This is a genomic window from Bacillus sp. FSL P2-0069 (assembly GCF_038593315.1).
Classification (GTDB): domain Bacteria; phylum Bacillota; class Bacilli; order Bacillales; family Bacillaceae; genus Bacillus; species Bacillus safensis.
On sequence record NZ_CP151984.1, the window covers coordinates 1,164,426 to 1,179,888 of the forward strand.

A 15,463-nucleotide genomic window follows, 5' to 3' on the forward strand; every position below is an offset into this window, starting at 1 on the left:
TACGATTTATTGTATTGATCAATGAATGCGGCAGATTTATACTCAAAGTAACCTTAACAAGATGAGAGAGAAAGAAGGGTATTGATGAAAAAAATATATTATTTAGCCGCTTTATTTTTAGCCGCTTTAAACTTACGTCCGATCATTACTTCCGTGGCTTCCATGATGAGCATGATCCAATCAGAGCTTGGAGTAAACGCACTGACAGCAAGTCTTTTGACCACTTTGCCTGTCCTTTGTATGGGAATATTTGCTCCCGTTGCAACGATACTCAGCCGGCGTTTTGGTTTAGAGAGAACGCTGTTTTTCTCGATTCTTCTTATCACGATTGCCACTGCACTGCGTGGTACTAGCCAATCGGTTGCTATCCTGCTCATGACTGCGTTTGCTGGAGGGGTAGGGATTAGCTTCGCAGGTCCTTTATTGTCTAGTTTTATTAAAAAATATTTCCCGAGAAATCCTGGTATTGTCAGTGTGTATTCAATTTCGATGACAATAGGTGCAGCGCTCGCTTCCGGTTTCACGATTCCGATTTATCTACGCAGTCAGCATCATCTTCCATTTGCATTGTCCTGCTGGGCTATTCTAGGGGTGATCGCCCTTATTCTATGGATAGGTTTAGCTCGCAAAAATGAGCAGAGTGATCTTGTAACGTTGCCGTTAAAATTGCCGCTACTAAACAAAAAGGCCATTCAATTCACCTTGTTCTTTGGCTTTATGTCCAGTATGTTTTATTCTTTGACGGCATGGATTTCACCGATTGCTCTTAGTTTTGGAAACAGTCCGCAATATGCTGCCATGCTCTTGACCATATTTACACTCATTCAGATTCCGTTGGCACTACTCGTTCCAGCGGTCGTTACTCGGTTAGGAAAACCGAAATTATTTCTCATCTTATGCAGTCTGTCTGAACTCATTGGCCTTATCTTTCTTCTTCTGCCAATGCCGATCTTGCCAGCCGTCATTTTCCTAGGTATGGGTGCCGGGGGGTTATTTCCTTTAGCGCTTATGCTCCCGATTATGGAGACGAGTACTCCGGAGGAAGCCGGAACCTGGTCCGCGATGTCGCAGATGGGCGGGTACATCGTGGGTGGATTCGGTCCGTTTTTCATTGGCTTGGTTTTCGATTTAAGCGGACATTTTTATGCTTCCATTGTGGCAATGCTTGTCATCGTCTCGTTAATGATTGGCGTTCAGTTATCAATGAAACTTGGTAGAAAAGAAGAAGTGTCGAGTTAAATAATGCAGCTTCACATTTCAATATAAACGGGGGAATTCTATTGCTCATTCGAGAAGCAAAAACGATCGATTATCCACAATTAAGACAAATCTATTTAGAATCCCGGCGCCAGAGCTTTCACTGGCTCAATCCAGAAGAACTCCATCTGCAAGATTTTGATCAAGATACGCAGGAAGAGCAAATTTTCTTAGCTGAGGAGAACAATAAAATCCTTGGATTCATTTCTCTATATGTACCAGATCGTTTTATTCACCTTTTGTTTGTACATCCAGAAGCTGCTGGTCAAGGGGCTGGCGATCTGCTGCTCAAACAGGCTATAAAAGTTTTAGGAACACCGGTCACCCTCAAATGTGTCTCCGACAATCACAAAGCTTTATCTTTTTATCAAAAAAGAGGGTGGAAGGCTGTTGTGGAAGAAGGAGAACCTGGGGCGGAATACTGGGTGCTTATTTATGAATAGAAGTCATTTTATTTTATCAATTTCACGGCCCTTTATTGGGCCTTTTTGCGGTTTCTTTTCGGTGTCGAATGGTACATAAAATGATAATATATGTCATTATAGGGAAAATAGAGGAAGGGGTAAGAGCTGATGGAGAAAGTGCTTTTTTCTCACGTCGGTTTAAAAATCAATGAATGGTATTATCATATTCAAAGATTTAACGTACCGGACGCCGAAGCATATAAAGAGGAAATCAAATCAATGCTTGATCATATGGAAGAAAATCAAGATTTATTATTGTATTTCTCACTCATGGAGTTCAGACATAAATTAATGCTTGATTACTTGAATCCTTTAGAAAATGGGAAAGAGCGGGCCAACTTCAAGGAGCTCGCAATGAAGATCAAAAGAGACCAAGAGAAATTAACAGGACTGCTCGAGTATTACTTCAATTTTTTCTACGGCATGTATGAATTTGAAAACTATGAATACCTAAATGCAATTACCTTCTATAAACGGGCAGAAAAAAAGCTGTCTCTTGTCAGTGACGATATCGAACGGGCCGAGTTCAATTACAAGATGGCTGAAATCTATTACCACATGAAACAAACCCACATGTCCATGCACCATATCGCTCAGGCGATAGAATGCTATCGAGAAAAAGAGACATACACAGTAAGAGAAATACAATGTTCTTTTGTGATCGGATTAAACTATATAGATATGGGCTGCCCCGAAAAAGCAATACCCCATTTTCAACACGCACTAGAAAAAGCCGCCGACAACTCAACAAAACGATTAAAAGGATCAGCACTCTATAATTTAGGGTTGAGTTATTTTCATCATAATGAAATAGCCCAAGCAATTATACATTTTAATGACTCAATTCGAGCATTTAGAGAGCAGGGATACGAACATTTAAATAGAATCTTAGACCCGCTCATTATGTTGTCCAAAGCCTATTTCAAAAAGAAAGAAAAGGATTTAGGTAAGTATGCTTTAAATAACGGCATAGAACTATCTGAAAAGCTGAAAGACCATGTGCTGTTATTGATATTCAAATTTTTAAGATCACTATATGTTGACAACAATTTTGAGCAGTTGGAAAAAATAATGGAATCGCTAGAAATAAAGTCAATGTATCCTGATCTTGAAGATTTAGCAAAAGATGCTGCAAAATATTATAATGAAATGGGAGATAAAGACAATGCGATGCATTTCTATGAAAAGATTCTTTATTTCCAAACTCAAGTGAAGCGGGGGGACTGTCAGTATGAAATTTAAAACATTATCAGTAGTATTCGTGATGATCAGTGTCATCAGTATTGTTGGTTATTTTACATCTGAAGTGACAGCAAGTCATGATGAAGCTAGGAGAGGTCATACTGCAAGTATCGGTTATACTGCTTAAATAAAAAGCCCTTAAAGGGCTTTTTATTTTAAGATTGAATATATGCTATGAATAAAGAATATTTTTTCCATAGAAAAGATATTGAGGAGGAAGTAAAGTGACAATGTTAAAATCAACATTATTTCGAAGGATTTTCATTATATCTTTTGCTTTAACCTTTATGATTAGCCTGTTCAATATGGCTGTGTTTCCAGAGACGCCAGCGTCTTATTATGTTGGCCTAGTTTGTAAGATGTTGTTTATCAGTTTGTTAAATGGTTTGTTTTTTGGAACAATCATCTATTTGATTGGCGTCTTTCTCGGTGCTAAATCTTCAAAGGAAAATCAATAAAAAGTGAGCGGCTATAGTCTGCTCTTTTTTATTTGAAAAAATTTGATATCTAATGAAGAGAAAATGAGTTACTTCATGTACGATCTAGATCGCAAATCCTACATATGTATTTTCCATCATGCATTACATTATTTTTAATATCCTACTGCATTATATTTTAAAGGATGTTACCGTTGTTTGTAAGGAATGATTGGCCAGTCTTCCAATAAAAATTGGAGGGAAATCATGAATTACAAAATTGAAATGTTAACGAATATGAAAATGGTGTATATGAGAAATATCGGATCATATGGCAGCAAAGAGAATTTTGAGATGATGAAGAGATTTAAAAAATGGATTAAGCAACATCATTTAAATGATGAATTAAAGGAATATGGTATATATGGTGTTCCTCAAGATGATCCTGCAAAAATTCCATCAGAAAAATGCAGATACGACCTCATGCTTATGACAAATAGAGATTTCTCAAAAGATCAAATGGTTCAGACTGGTCATTTTGAGGGAGGAAAGTATGCTGTGTTCACGGTGACACATACAACCGAAAAAGTGAATTTGTTTTGGAGACAATTGCCTCAAATGATCCAAAACAATCGATTAAACATGCGTCAGGCACCTATAATGGAAAGGTATAGAGAAGAAGGCGAAGATAAGGTGTGTGAATTCTTACTGCCTATCTTTTAAACACTTTATCAAACTGCAATGAAAACAGACCTCATATGGTCTGTTTTCATGAGTATTAAATGTTTAAATATTTTAGGACTCGTTCCTTTAAATATCGGTATTGATCCTCATTCGTATCTTGAAATGCTTCTTCTCGATTTGAAGGGACATCCATATAAACGATTTCCTCCGAGAATTGTGAAGAAGTAAAGTCGATTCTTTTTCCATTCACTACGTTGTAAAAGTGCCATCCGCTAGGTAATGCGGTCTTGTTTATTTTTCCGCCTAAAAGATCATGGACGACTAAAGAAGTGACACCGCATTGTCCATTGGCCGGGTTTTCTTTACTCCATTTTGAACTAGATTGAGAGGACCAGGCTTTATAAAGAGCATCAATGATTTCGTCTGTCGTGTAGAGGTTCATCATAAAAATCCTTTCTATTTAAAAGCGAAATGAATATAGTGTCTGTTTAGTCTATAATAGATTTTTTTTTCGATCAAAATCCAGATGCTATACTTGATTAAACCAATATAACAATGAGGGTCATGACAGGAGGAGCATGGAGTGATATTCATCATAGGCATTGTAATCGCTTTTATTGTTGCTATTTTAGGCTTTACTATTTTCGTAGATGTAGGTAATGGGCTGGGAACGGTTTTTAGCATCATCGGTGCAATGGTCATTTTATGGATAGCGGGTAGGCTGCAAAGGCAAAAAGAAAAGAATGATCCAAATATATTATTAGATAAAATGATGATGCTTTTTCAAGAAGACGGGTTTCAGGCTTCCACATACATCTTTTCACAAAATGTTGATAAAGGCTTTGCGATTGATGATGAGCGAAAGGTAATACGCTTTATTACACATCAACCTGGCCGCTCATCTCGAAAATTCAGGTTTGAAGTCACTGAGCTTTCCTTGAAAGAGTTGAAGCAAGTTGACATGTTAGAAGATGGTGTACCGATTGAACAATCTGTTGAGAGTGATAATAATGAAGAGATCTCGACACTTGAATTGAGATTAACTATGAATGATCAGGAATCATCAACGATTACGCTCACCTTTCTGACATTTGATGTGCCTGTTCGTAAGAGCACTGCCGAATATTTGACTGAACGAGAAAATCTGAAGGAGATTTATCATGAAATTGATTCAATGATGAAATCTGCGGTTTAATAAATGACTGTTCATAAAGAAGAAATCACAGTTTGAGGTGGTTTCTTTTTTTATGTCCATCAAGACAAAAGCTGGTTCAATCATTGCGGTTGAATGTTTTTCTCAAAAATGAATAAAGATAGACTAGACACGAAAACGATCATTGATATCGAAATGACTGGAGGAAACATACATGCAAAAGCTTTGCAGGGAAGTCTGGATCGAGGTCAATCTTGACGCGATTAAAAGAAATATCGAAGCCATTCAAGCGCATATTCCAAGGAAAAGCAAGATCATGGCTGTCGTAAAGGCAAATGCTTATGGACACGGCTCAGTTGAAGTAGCGCGGCAGGCACTAGAAAGCGGTGCGACAGAGCTTGCGGTTGCCAGCTTGGAAGAAGGTATTGTATTGCGGAGAGCAAAAATTGAAGCACCGATTCTGGTCCTTGGATTTACCCCGCTCGACTGTGTGAAAAGGGCTGCAGCCTGGAGAATTGATCTCTCCGGCCTTCGAGAAGACTGGATTGTTCAAGCAAATGAGATCTTAGCGGAAGAAGAAAGTCAGCATCGCCTTGGGATTCATGTCAATGTTGACACAGGGATGGGACGATTAGGTGTACGGACAAAGGAAGAGCTGTTAGAGGTGGTGGAGGCGCTTGAAAAGGGTGAAAACCTGAGGTGGGATGGAATATTTACGCATTTCTCCACTGCGGATGAGCCTGACCCTGATTTCACACTAATGCAGCACAGCATTTTTATTGATTTTCTTCGTTTCTTAAAAAAAGAAGGCATTACTTTGCCCACTGTACATATGAACAATACAGCGGCTGCCATCGCATTTCCTGAATTTAGCGCAGATATGATACGGCTAGGCATCGGACTTTATGGACTGTATCCTTCGCAATACATTGAGAGTTTAGATGCTGTTAAGCTAGAGCCCGCTCTCAGTTTAAAAGCAAGGATTGCATTCGTGAAGGAAATGGTGACAAAGCCAAGGACCGTCAGCTATGGGGCAACCTATGTAGCAAAACCTGATGAAGTTATAGCAACCATACCAATCGGTTATGCAGATGGGTACTCACGAGCATTATCCAATCGAGGATTTATGCTTTTCCGTGGAAAACGAATGCCGATTGCTGGCCGCGTCACCATGGATATGACGATGATCAGTTTAGGAGAAATGAAAGCAAAGCAAGGCGAAGAAGTCGTCATATATGGTCGTCAAAAGGGCGGAGAAATTTCTGTCGATGAAATCGCCGAAATGCTCAATACGATCAACTACGAAGTCATCGCCACCTTAAGCCGGCGCGTCCCAAGATTTTATCGTCGCGGCGGAAAGATTATTAAAATATCAACGCCGGTGATGTATGTGTGAGGGTAAATAACAGGTGCGATTTGAGGATATTTGTTCTGGTGTACAATGATAAAAATTAAATTTTATTACAAATATGTCGATAAAAGGAGGGATATTTAAGATATGGAGGAAAGAAACGATGAAAAAAGGTTTATTTTTAGTGCTTTTGACTATTTTTATGATGGTCACAATTCATCCGTTAAAAGCTCATGCAGCTGAGACAAATGGGTGGACGAAGCGGGCGGACTTACCGGAAGAGCGTATCGGAGCAAGTGTAGGAGTAGTTGATGGAAAAATATATGTATTTGGTGGAGCAAGTCAGCAATCAAAATTCAACGATGCAACATATATGTATGATCCTAAAACTGATTTGTGGACAGAAAAAGCAAGTATGCCTAGAGAAAGAACGGGCGCTGCTTACGCGACAGTAGGTAAAAAAATCTATGTTATTGGCGGTCTTACTGATACAACTAAAACAGTTCACAAAACCATCGATGTTTATGATACGGAACTAGATCAATGGACAGAAGAACCAATTAAGATGCCTGAGAAATTTATATATACATCTTATATAACTGGTTCCTTAAGAGCAGTTACAGTTGGAGAAAAAATTTATATAGTAGCATCTTTATCAAGCTCTCAAGTAAATTTTTATTCCTATGATACGGTAAGTGGAGAGTGGGAAAGCTTAGATAATTCTCAATTAGCTCCTCGTCAGGGTAGAAGCATTTCAGAGATAAATGGAAAGTTATATATTGCTGGTGGTGAGGCTAATGTTAGCCGAGCGAAAGATAAAGACATTTTAGAATATGATATGACGTTTGGTAAGTGGCAACGCTTAAAGGATATTCAATTAAATTCTTTTGCATATGAAGCTGCATATGCGACCGCCAATCATAAATTATTTATGATTGGCGGTCAGCAAATTGGAGATAGATCGAGTAAATTATTAAAACAAGTTCAGATATTTGATCCACAAACTAGTCAAGTTCAAGATTCTTTATATGAAATTCCTGAAGGTAGAGTTGGATCTGTAGCAGTTATTGCTGATGATCAATTATATGTTATTGGTGGAAGAGATTATGCTGAATCAATTGGTAGTCATTCTGTCAAAAACAATTTTAAATCTGTTATTTCTATTCCATTAAAAGATCTGCAAAAAGTGTCAAAGGATCAGGATGAAACAAAACCAGGTGATGGAACAAGCGAAGAACCAAAAGATCAGGACGGAACAAAGCCAGATGATGGCACAACCGAAGAACCGAAAGATCAAGACGGAACAAAGCCAGATGATGGCACAACCGAAGAACCGAAAGATCAGGACGGAACAAAACCTGGTGATGGTTCAACTGAAGAACCAAAGGATCAAGACGGAACAAAACCTGGTGAAGAAGCAGCAAAAGGCATACTTTCAATTACGATGATAAACGGGCTGCAAAAGGATTATCTGCTTTCAATGAAAGAAATCAACGATTTTCTTAACTGGTACAAAGAAAGAAGCTTTGGTATTGGTATGAACTTCTATGAAATCAATGATGAACACAATAAAGGTCCTTTCACAAGTAAGAAGGATTATGTCGTATACCAAAATATCTTAATGTTTGATATCAAGCAATACTGAAATTCATAAATGATAAAGCTGCTGATAAGAGATCAGCAGCTTTTATTTTGATAAATTTGTTAAAATTAGGATTAACGTCATGAAAAAATGTGATATCTTTTAAAAAATCTGCTAAACATCCTATAACCACATCCGATAATAGAATTGTCAGGGTTGATAAGCCCTAGAATAAAGGACTTTTTTCAGACAAGGACGTCTGTCAGGTCCCACATACATGGAGGTAATAGGAAATGAGAATTAACCACAATATCGCAGCACTTAACACATTAAACCGTTTGTCTGCAAACAACGGTGCGAGCCAAAAGAACATGGAGAAACTTTCTTCTGGTCTTAAAATCAACCGTGCAGGAGATGACGCTGCAGGTCTAGCAATCTCTGAAAAAATGCGTGGGCAAATCCGCGGATTAGAAATGGCGTCTAAAAACGCACAAGACGGTATCTCTCTTATCCAAACAGCTGAAGGTGCATTGACTGAAACTCATTCAATCCTTCAACGTGTTCGTGAACTAGTTGTACAAGCTGGAAACACTGGTACACAAGATAAAGGTACTGACCTTCAATCTATCCAAGATGAGATTAAAGCTCTACAAGAAGAAGTAGACGGTATCTCAAACCGTACAGAGTTTAACGGTAAAAAATTGTTAGATGGTACGTTTAAAGATACTGGTGATCCTGCAACTACAAAAAGTTTGACTTTCCAAATTGGTGCTAATGCAACTCAACAAATTGATGTTAATATCGAAGATATGGGTGCGGATGCAATTGGTGCAAAAAATGCTGGAGTAATTGTTGCTGGTCAAAGTGTTAAAGACATTGATGTGACTAAATTTGCAGATGTAGCTGCTGCTGCTGCAGGCGGTTTTGATGAGCAATTAAATATTGTTGATTCTGCAATCAACCAAGTATCTGCTCAACGTGCTAAGCTTGGAGCAGTTCAAAACCGTCTAGAGCACACAATCAACAACCTTGGTGCTTCTGGTGAAAACTTAACAGCTGCTGAGTCTCGTATCCGTGACGTTGACATGGCGAAAGAAATGAGTGAGTTCACGAAGAACAACATTCTTTCTCAAGCTTCTCAAGCAATGCTTGCACAAGCGAACCAACAGCCACAAAACGTACTTCAATTACTACGTTAATAACGGGCCCCTTTATGGGGCTTTTTTGTATTTATTAATTAAAAAATATGGATGATATTTAATTTTTTAATAAAATTTAGGAGTGGGGTATTAAGCGTAATTGTGAATTTAGACAGATAAATTCATAAATTAATCTTGAATCAAGCTAAACATCCTTTAAAATAAACCGATATTTTAATTGTTAGGGTTGTTAAGCCCTAGAATAAAGGACTTTTTTCAGACAAGGACGTCTGTCAGGTCCCATATACATGGAGGTAATAGGAAATGAGAATTAACCACAATATCGCAGCACTTAACACATTAAACCGTTTATCTGCAAACAACGGTGCGAGCCAAAAGAACATGGAGAAACTTTCTTCTGGTCTTAAAATCAACCGTGCAGGAGATGACGCAGCAGGTCTTGCAATCTCTGAAAAAATGCGTGGGCAAATCCGCGGATTAGAAATGGCTTCTAAAAACGCACAAGACGGTATCTCTCTTATCCAAACAGCTGAAGGTGCTTTAACTGAAACTCATTCAATCCTTCAACGTGTACGTGAACTAGTCGTACAAGCTGGAAATACTGGTACACAGCAAGGTGAGGATTTAACTGCAATTAAAGACGAAATGGATGCTTTAATTGAAGAGATTGATGGTATTTCTGATCGTACAGAATTCAATGGTAAAAAACTTTTAAATGGTGATTTTAAAGCTTCTACCCCACCAGTAAATACTGACCCATCTTTAGTTTTCCAAATCGGAGCTAATGCAACTCAACAAATCAAAGTGAACATCCAAGATATGGGTGCAGATGCTTTAGGTGTCGATAATGGAACTGGTGGTATCGTTGCAAACCAATCCATTAAAGATTTAGATGTAACAGCCTTTGCAACTAATGCAGCAGATGCTACAGATGTTGGTTTTGACACACAACTAAAAATTGTTGATTCAGCTATCAACCAAGTTTCATCTCAGCGTGCTAAACTTGGTGCAGTTCAAAACCGTCTAGAGCACACAATCAACAACCTTGGTGCTTCTTCTGAAAACTTAACAGCTGCTGAGTCTCGTATCCGTGACGTTGACATGGCGAAAGAAATGAGTGAGTTCACGAAGAACAACATTCTTTCTCAAGCGTCTCAAGCAATGCTTGCACAAGCGAACCAACAGCCACAAAACGTACTTCAATTACTACGTTAATGACAGGCCCCTTTATGGGGCTTTTTTTTATGTTTTTTTCTTCGCGTTTTCTCCAGTCTTATGATTCTTAAACCCCTGTTATAAATCATGAAAAATGACCTTTAAATTTGGAATACTCTAGCGAAACGACCATAGTGAATGAGACTTTATCCTTATTTATTCCTTTTTTGTTAAACATATTCCATAAATGTTCGATAAATGGATTGTAAGGCTTACAAAAAAATTCTAATTTAGAACTTTTGGATAAGGACGTCCAATTGGTTCAAACACATGGAGGTCATTTAACATGAGAATTAACCACAATATCGCAGCACTTAACACACTGAACCGTTTGTCTGCCAACAATGGTGCAGGGCAAAAGAACATGGAGAAGCTTTCTTCTGGACTTCGTATCAACCGTGCAGGAGATGACGCAGCAGGTCTTGCGATCTCTGAAAAAATGCGTGGACAAATCCGCGGATTAGAAATGGCGTCTAAAAACGCACAAGATGGCATTTCGCTTATTCAAACAGCTGAAGGTGCATTAACTGAAACACATGCGATTCTTCAACGTATGCGTGAATTAACAGTTCAAGCAGGTAACGTTGGGACTCAACAAACAGAAGATTTAACAGCTATTCAAGAAGAACTTACTGCTTTGGTTGATGAAATTGATGGTATTTCTCAGCGTACAGCATTTAACGGAAAGAATCTGTTGGATGGTAGCGTTGAAGAAGGATTCCAATTTCAAATTGGCGCAAACATTGAGCAAAATATCAACGTACAGATTGGCAAAATGGATGCAGAAACTTTAACTGTAAAAGATATTGTAGTTAATGAAGAAGGCTTTAACTTTGACACCGAAGTAGCAAAAATCGACGCAGCAATCGGCGCTGTTTCTAAACAGCGTTCAGCTCTTGGTGCAGTCCAAAACCGTCTAGAGCACACAATCAACAACCTTGGTGCTTCTGCTGAAAACTTAACAGCAGCTGAGTCTCGTATTCGTGACGTTGACATGGCAAAAGAAATGAGTGAGTTCACAAAGAACAACATTCTTTCTCAAGCATCTCAAGCAATGTTAGCGCAAGCAAACCAGCAGCCACAAAACGTACTTCAATTATTACGTTAATGAAAAAGTCCCTTTGAGAGGGGCTTTTTTTATTTCATTCAAATGACAGCAAGTGCTCTAGACGAAAGTCAGGAACCGCTTCATGGAAAAAAGCTAGGTTGCCTTCATCGTTCTTTTGATCCCATTGCTTCCACCATTCAGCGGTTTCTCCAGAGGTGTCAGCTTGAATCATGTTGTGCAGCTGTTCTAAGTTGATGATTTCTCTTGGTTCTAATAAAAAAGAATGCATCCGGTGATACGACTCAAGACATTCAGGCTGTTTTGTCACAATGGCGAATTGTACGTAGCGATTTAAAAATTCCTGTACGAACGTCAAGTGGGGGATGGTTGCTTCTCCTTTTAACTCGACGCCGTCCCACGCCATATCAGCAATCGCACAAAGCCACCAGCCAAGTTCACTCGCTTGCTGCATTTGTTGTAATGTGTCCTTTTCAAAAGACAGCCGCTCATTTTTTTGTGCTAGTTTGAGCATACGGTCAAGTGTTTGTGCTTCGAGGGCTGCCTTTGTCATGCCCTGTCCATGAATGGGATCTAACGTACACAAGGCATCGCCCATCACCAATAATCCACTTGGCCAATCCTGCATGTGTTCATAGTGATGTCTCACGCAGGAAGGAACTCTAAATCCTTTTGGTTTTGTAAAGGGCGTTAAATGGGTGATGGCTTCTGCTATCGCGGGGTGGGTCAGTGCAGCGGTTTCTGAATCAAATTGATCAGCATCCGTTGTTGGATAATGTGAACCGCCAGCTGCAGAAAGAAGAACAGCCACTAAATCATGTTCTACCCGTTCAAACAGTCCTGTTGGAATTTGCTTGTCTGGCTGGCCAACTACGACCATTGATTGCAGGGGTGGGGCCCCTGATGGTATGTGATAATATCTTGTGCTGTAGCCTAGAAACACATGTAACTCATCAGTCTTTGGTAAGGTCCATCCAGCGTCTTTCAGCCATTTTGGCAATTTGGACATTCTTCCAGACGTATCGATCACTAAGTCTGCTTTCATTTCATGAATGCTTCCAGGTTTTACTTGCCGGTTCTTCACGATGAGCCCCATGACCTGATTTGTTCCCTCTTTAAAATGAAGAGAGATGGCTTCATGTTTTTCTAAAAACTGCACACGTTCCTCTTTTACTATTCTTTGCATCAGCACCCACTCTAGCATTGCACGTCTTGTGACAGCGGTTTCTTCTGTATCAGTGAGCGTTAACTCGCCATCTTTTGTGATAAATCGAGAGGTTTGATGCATGGTATTAAATCCGTCCATTGCCAGTAACTCTTTTGTATAACCAGGGAATAGACGTTCAACGATTTGCTTGCCAAGTGGCAGCATTCTATGTGGATGAAAGGCTTGAGGAGTGCCAAGACGATTCTCAGGAGAGTCCGGCAGTTCATCCTTTTCAATCATCAATACTTGATGATAAAACGTTGATAAAACTTTTGCAGCGAGCATCCCGGTGATACCTCCGCCAATGACGATTGCCCTCTCATATTTCATGGGTTGTGTCACAACATGCGCCTCCAATGAATATACAAAATGGTTACATGACCATTTCATCATATGTCGATTCATTAATTATAGCAAATTTACGTTTGAATATAGAAAGGAAAAGTACTTCTTTTTACTCGTAAATATGAAGAATTTCTTCTAATCATTATCATTATTTTAAAAAGTAACTATTAATTTAAGAGGAACGACCGATAAACTATATAAGGGGGTAGAGAAATTGGATATACTACAGAGTATTGTGACAGCAGCACCTTATATGATGCAGATTTTAAAAAACGAAGTGACGATGGGTGTCATTGATCGAGAGAAATTCTTGCTGTATTTGCCATCGAAAGATGTTGATTTTCAAATTCGAGCAGGAGAACTCATTAAGCCAGATGATTTAAATATGAAAAAAGCGCTCAGAGGTGAGACATCAAGTATGTTTGTGCCTGAATCGGTTTACGGAATACCGTTAAATGCAATGGGTCTGCCAATTTTTGATGAAAATCAACAAGTTATCGGCGCACTCGCTTTAGGTTTTCCACTTAAAAATCAATTAGAGCTTGAAGCATATATGGAGTCATTAAATGACATCATTCAAAGTATTCAAGAAAAGGTGCATGTGGTGGCGGCACATTCAGAAGAGCTTTCTGCGACAAGTGAGGAAATGACCTTACAAACGCAGCAAACACTTGAAAGCTCGAAAAAAACATCTGATATTACAAAAATGATTAAGGGCATTTCGAAACAAACAAGTTTGCTGGGATTGAATGCGTCAATCGAAGCAGCCAGGGCAGGAAAAGAGGGAGCTGGATTTAGTGTTGTAGCCAGTGAGGTTCAAAAGCTTTCAAGTGAAACTTCACGTGCAACAGAAAATATTGAAAGTTCACTGCAAGGGATTTCCTCTAATATACATACATTACTTGAGAGTATGGACCATATGAAAGGTTCATCATCAGAGCAGGCTTTACTTGTGACAGAGTTTAGTGAAATTGTGGAACGGCTGACGAGCGTAAGTAAAGAAATGAAAGAATTCATGCAGCATGTGATGTCAACGTAAAAAACGAATCCAAGAGGGATTCGTTTTTTTGATACGCTATTTTCTTTTGTTCCGGTCAAAGCGATAATCGTATGTTTCTCCCTTTACCACATTTAAAAATTCATGCCCAATTTGAACAAGCTGTCCATTTTTCCATTTGATGAGAGGGTCTTTATCAGGGTATTTCCAGTAAATCGTTTTCTTTCGGTGGGTGAGTTTGTTTTCAATTTCTGCTCTAACTGCGTTCTCCTTTAGTTTCCCTCCGCTATGTCGATAGGTGTTGATGATATATGTTCCGTCAGGTGATGTCATCGAGCGGATAAAGGTTCCGTGAGATACGCCTTGAAGAGAAAAGCATTTCCAGTAAATGATGCCAGCGAAGCTGAGGATTAAGATGACAAAGGTGATGGTGGTTTTCTTTTTTAACATGAATTCCTCCAGATGTAGATCACAATATTTCTAATTTATGAGAGAGAATGCAAAAAGATTCATATAGTCCAAAAGTTCTATTCATTTCAATTATCGGTCATTTTTTCTCAAAATTCAACAGATAGCCGAAAAGATAAGGAAAATTTAAGGATGTATTAAGTCGATAGGTCATGTGAAATCCCTTTACAAAAGAATTTAAGATCAGTAGACTTATGCTCATATAGAGAAATGGGGAAGATGGAATGACGCAAATCATTGATACATATCAAAGTTATGAAGAGCTTTCCGCTCATGAAAGAGAGGGAATCGACTATCAAATTCTTCACGAGCGGAAAGGTGACCAGCTTTTGGTTTTGTCCCCTCATGCTGGGGGAATTGAATCTGGCGTGAGTGAGCTCATTCATGAAATCGCAAGTGATATTTCTATGTATTTATTTGAAGGCCTTAAAGTGAAAGGCAATCATGTGCTTCATATTACAAGCACACGTTTCAATGAGCCGGTCTGCCTTTCTCTAGTGCATGCCCATCATTACACGTTTGCGCTCCATGGCTACGGGGAAACAGAGGTGCTTCAAACATTAGTGGGCGGGACAGACAGAGAAAAAGCGGCAGAAACAGTGAAACGTTTAACGCTTAATGGATTCCCTGCAGTGCTACTATCTGAATCTGATCGTTATTCTGGAACTCATCCTCACAATATTAATAATCAATGTCTGACCGGAAAAAGTGTACAACTTGAAATCAGTCAGGCGCAAAGAAGAGCATTCTTTCAAGACTTCAGACGGCGCTATCGCCGTGAAACGCAAAATGAGCAATTTTATCGGTACACAAATGTACTCAAGCAAGTATTAAATCTTTATGGATAAACCCTGTC

At 39.0% G+C, this 15,463-nt stretch carries 16 protein-coding genes; 13 read left to right on the top strand and 3 right to left on the bottom strand.

Features of this window, described 5'->3' with window-relative positions; all coding sequences use genetic code 11:
• The first annotated feature begins 84 nt into the window (after window positions 1-84).
• From NSQ34_RS05865 to NSQ34_RS05885, 5 genes are all read left to right on the top strand, one after another.
• Entirely contained in the window at window positions 85-1,239 is a 1,155-nt protein-coding gene (locus NSQ34_RS05865) for an MFS transporter (protein ID WP_268456778.1), read from the top strand.
• A 41-nt stretch (window positions 1,240-1,280) separates the two neighbouring features.
• Window positions 1,281-1,700, top strand: a complete 420-nt coding sequence (locus NSQ34_RS05870; RefSeq protein WP_034284289.1) for a GNAT family N-acetyltransferase — start codon at window positions 1,281-1,283, stop codon at window positions 1,698-1,700.
• 129 nt (window positions 1,701-1,829) lie between these two features.
• Complete coding sequence (locus tag NSQ34_RS05875; protein ID WP_176967511.1) at window positions 1,830-2,963, top strand: Rap family tetratricopeptide repeat protein; 1,134 nt, start codon at window positions 1,830-1,832, stop codon at window positions 2,961-2,963.
• Entirely contained in the window at window positions 2,953-3,090 is a 138-nt protein-coding gene (locus NSQ34_RS05880; protein WP_095408252.1) for an aspartate phosphatase, read from the top strand. Before NSQ34_RS05875 ends, NSQ34_RS05880 begins: the two co-directional genes overlap by 11 nt.
• 556 nt (window positions 3,091-3,646) lie before the next feature.
• Window positions 3,647-4,102 carry a GyrI-like domain-containing protein gene (locus NSQ34_RS05885; protein WP_024426763.1) on the top strand — a complete coding sequence of 152 codons (456 nt, stop codon included), beginning with the start codon at window positions 3,647-3,649 and terminating at the stop codon, window positions 4,100-4,102.
• Window positions 4,103-4,157: 55 nt separating this feature from the next.
• Here the strand turns inward: NSQ34_RS05885 and NSQ34_RS05890 are convergent, their stop codons facing one another.
• Entirely contained in the window at window positions 4,158-4,505 is a 348-nt protein-coding gene (locus tag NSQ34_RS05890) for a hypothetical protein (RefSeq protein ID WP_098677366.1), read from the bottom strand.
• Window positions 4,506-4,646: 141 nt separating this feature from the next.
• Between NSQ34_RS05890 and NSQ34_RS05895 the strand changes: the two genes are divergently transcribed.
• The 6 genes from NSQ34_RS05895 to hag (NSQ34_RS05920) all read left to right on the top strand — a co-directional run bounded on the left by NSQ34_RS05895 (window position 4,647) and on the right by hag (NSQ34_RS05920) (window position 11,632).
• On the top strand, window positions 4,647-5,258 hold the full coding sequence (locus tag NSQ34_RS05895; RefSeq protein ID WP_024426765.1) for a GlsB/YeaQ/YmgE family stress response membrane protein: 612 nt from the start codon (window positions 4,647-4,649) through the stop codon (window positions 5,256-5,258).
• A 172-nt stretch (window positions 5,259-5,430) separates the two neighbouring features.
• Entirely contained in the window at window positions 5,431-6,612 is a 1,182-nt protein-coding gene (gene alr / locus NSQ34_RS05900) for an alanine racemase (RefSeq protein WP_176967510.1), read from the top strand.
• A gap of 118 nt (window positions 6,613-6,730) precedes the next feature.
• A complete protein-coding gene (locus NSQ34_RS05905) occupies window positions 6,731-8,212 on the top strand; it encodes a kelch repeat-containing protein (RefSeq protein ID WP_024426767.1) in 1,482 nt (493 codons plus the stop codon).
• Window positions 8,213-8,442: 230 nt separating this feature from the next.
• Complete coding sequence (gene hag / locus NSQ34_RS05910; protein WP_046310661.1) at window positions 8,443-9,348, top strand: flagellin Hag; 906 nt, start codon at window positions 8,443-8,445, stop codon at window positions 9,346-9,348.
• 264 nt (window positions 9,349-9,612) lie between these two features.
• Window positions 9,613-10,524 carry a flagellin Hag gene (gene hag, locus NSQ34_RS05915; RefSeq protein WP_041116353.1) on the top strand — a complete coding sequence of 304 codons (912 nt, stop codon included), beginning with the start codon at window positions 9,613-9,615 and terminating at the stop codon, window positions 10,522-10,524.
• A 286-nt stretch (window positions 10,525-10,810) separates the two neighbouring features.
• Window positions 10,811-11,632, top strand: coding sequence for a flagellin Hag (hag, locus tag NSQ34_RS05920; protein WP_025093449.1), 822 nt, complete (start codon window positions 10,811-10,813; stop codon window positions 11,630-11,632).
• 34 nt (window positions 11,633-11,666) lie between these two features.
• On the opposite strand, the gene NSQ34_RS05925 is transcribed toward hag (NSQ34_RS05920), so the two are convergent.
• The gene (locus NSQ34_RS05925; protein WP_176967509.1) at window positions 11,667-13,139 is read right to left on the bottom strand and encodes an FAD-dependent monooxygenase; all 1,473 of its coding nucleotides are present in this window, start codon (window positions 13,137-13,139) and stop codon (window positions 11,667-11,669) included.
• 217 nt (window positions 13,140-13,356) lie between these two features.
• Between NSQ34_RS05925 and NSQ34_RS05930 the strand changes: the two genes are divergently transcribed.
• The gene (locus NSQ34_RS05930) at window positions 13,357-14,181 is read left to right on the top strand and encodes a methyl-accepting chemotaxis protein (RefSeq protein WP_034281469.1); all 825 of its coding nucleotides are present in this window, start codon (window positions 13,357-13,359) and stop codon (window positions 14,179-14,181) included.
• Window positions 14,182-14,217: 36 nt separating this feature from the next.
• On the opposite strand, the gene NSQ34_RS05935 is transcribed toward NSQ34_RS05930, so the two are convergent.
• Window positions 14,218-14,589 carry a DUF5412 domain-containing protein gene (locus tag NSQ34_RS05935; RefSeq protein ID WP_024426772.1) on the bottom strand — a complete coding sequence of 124 codons (372 nt, stop codon included), beginning with the start codon at window positions 14,587-14,589 and terminating at the stop codon, window positions 14,218-14,220.
• Between the two features lie 242 nt (window positions 14,590-14,831).
• Between NSQ34_RS05935 and NSQ34_RS05940 the strand changes: the two genes are divergently transcribed.
• Window positions 14,832-15,455: a poly-gamma-glutamate hydrolase family protein gene (locus NSQ34_RS05940; RefSeq protein ID WP_120207236.1), complete on the top strand. Its 624-nt coding sequence runs from the start codon at window positions 14,832-14,834 to the stop codon at window positions 15,453-15,455.
• Window positions 15,456-15,463 lie beyond the last annotated feature (8 nt).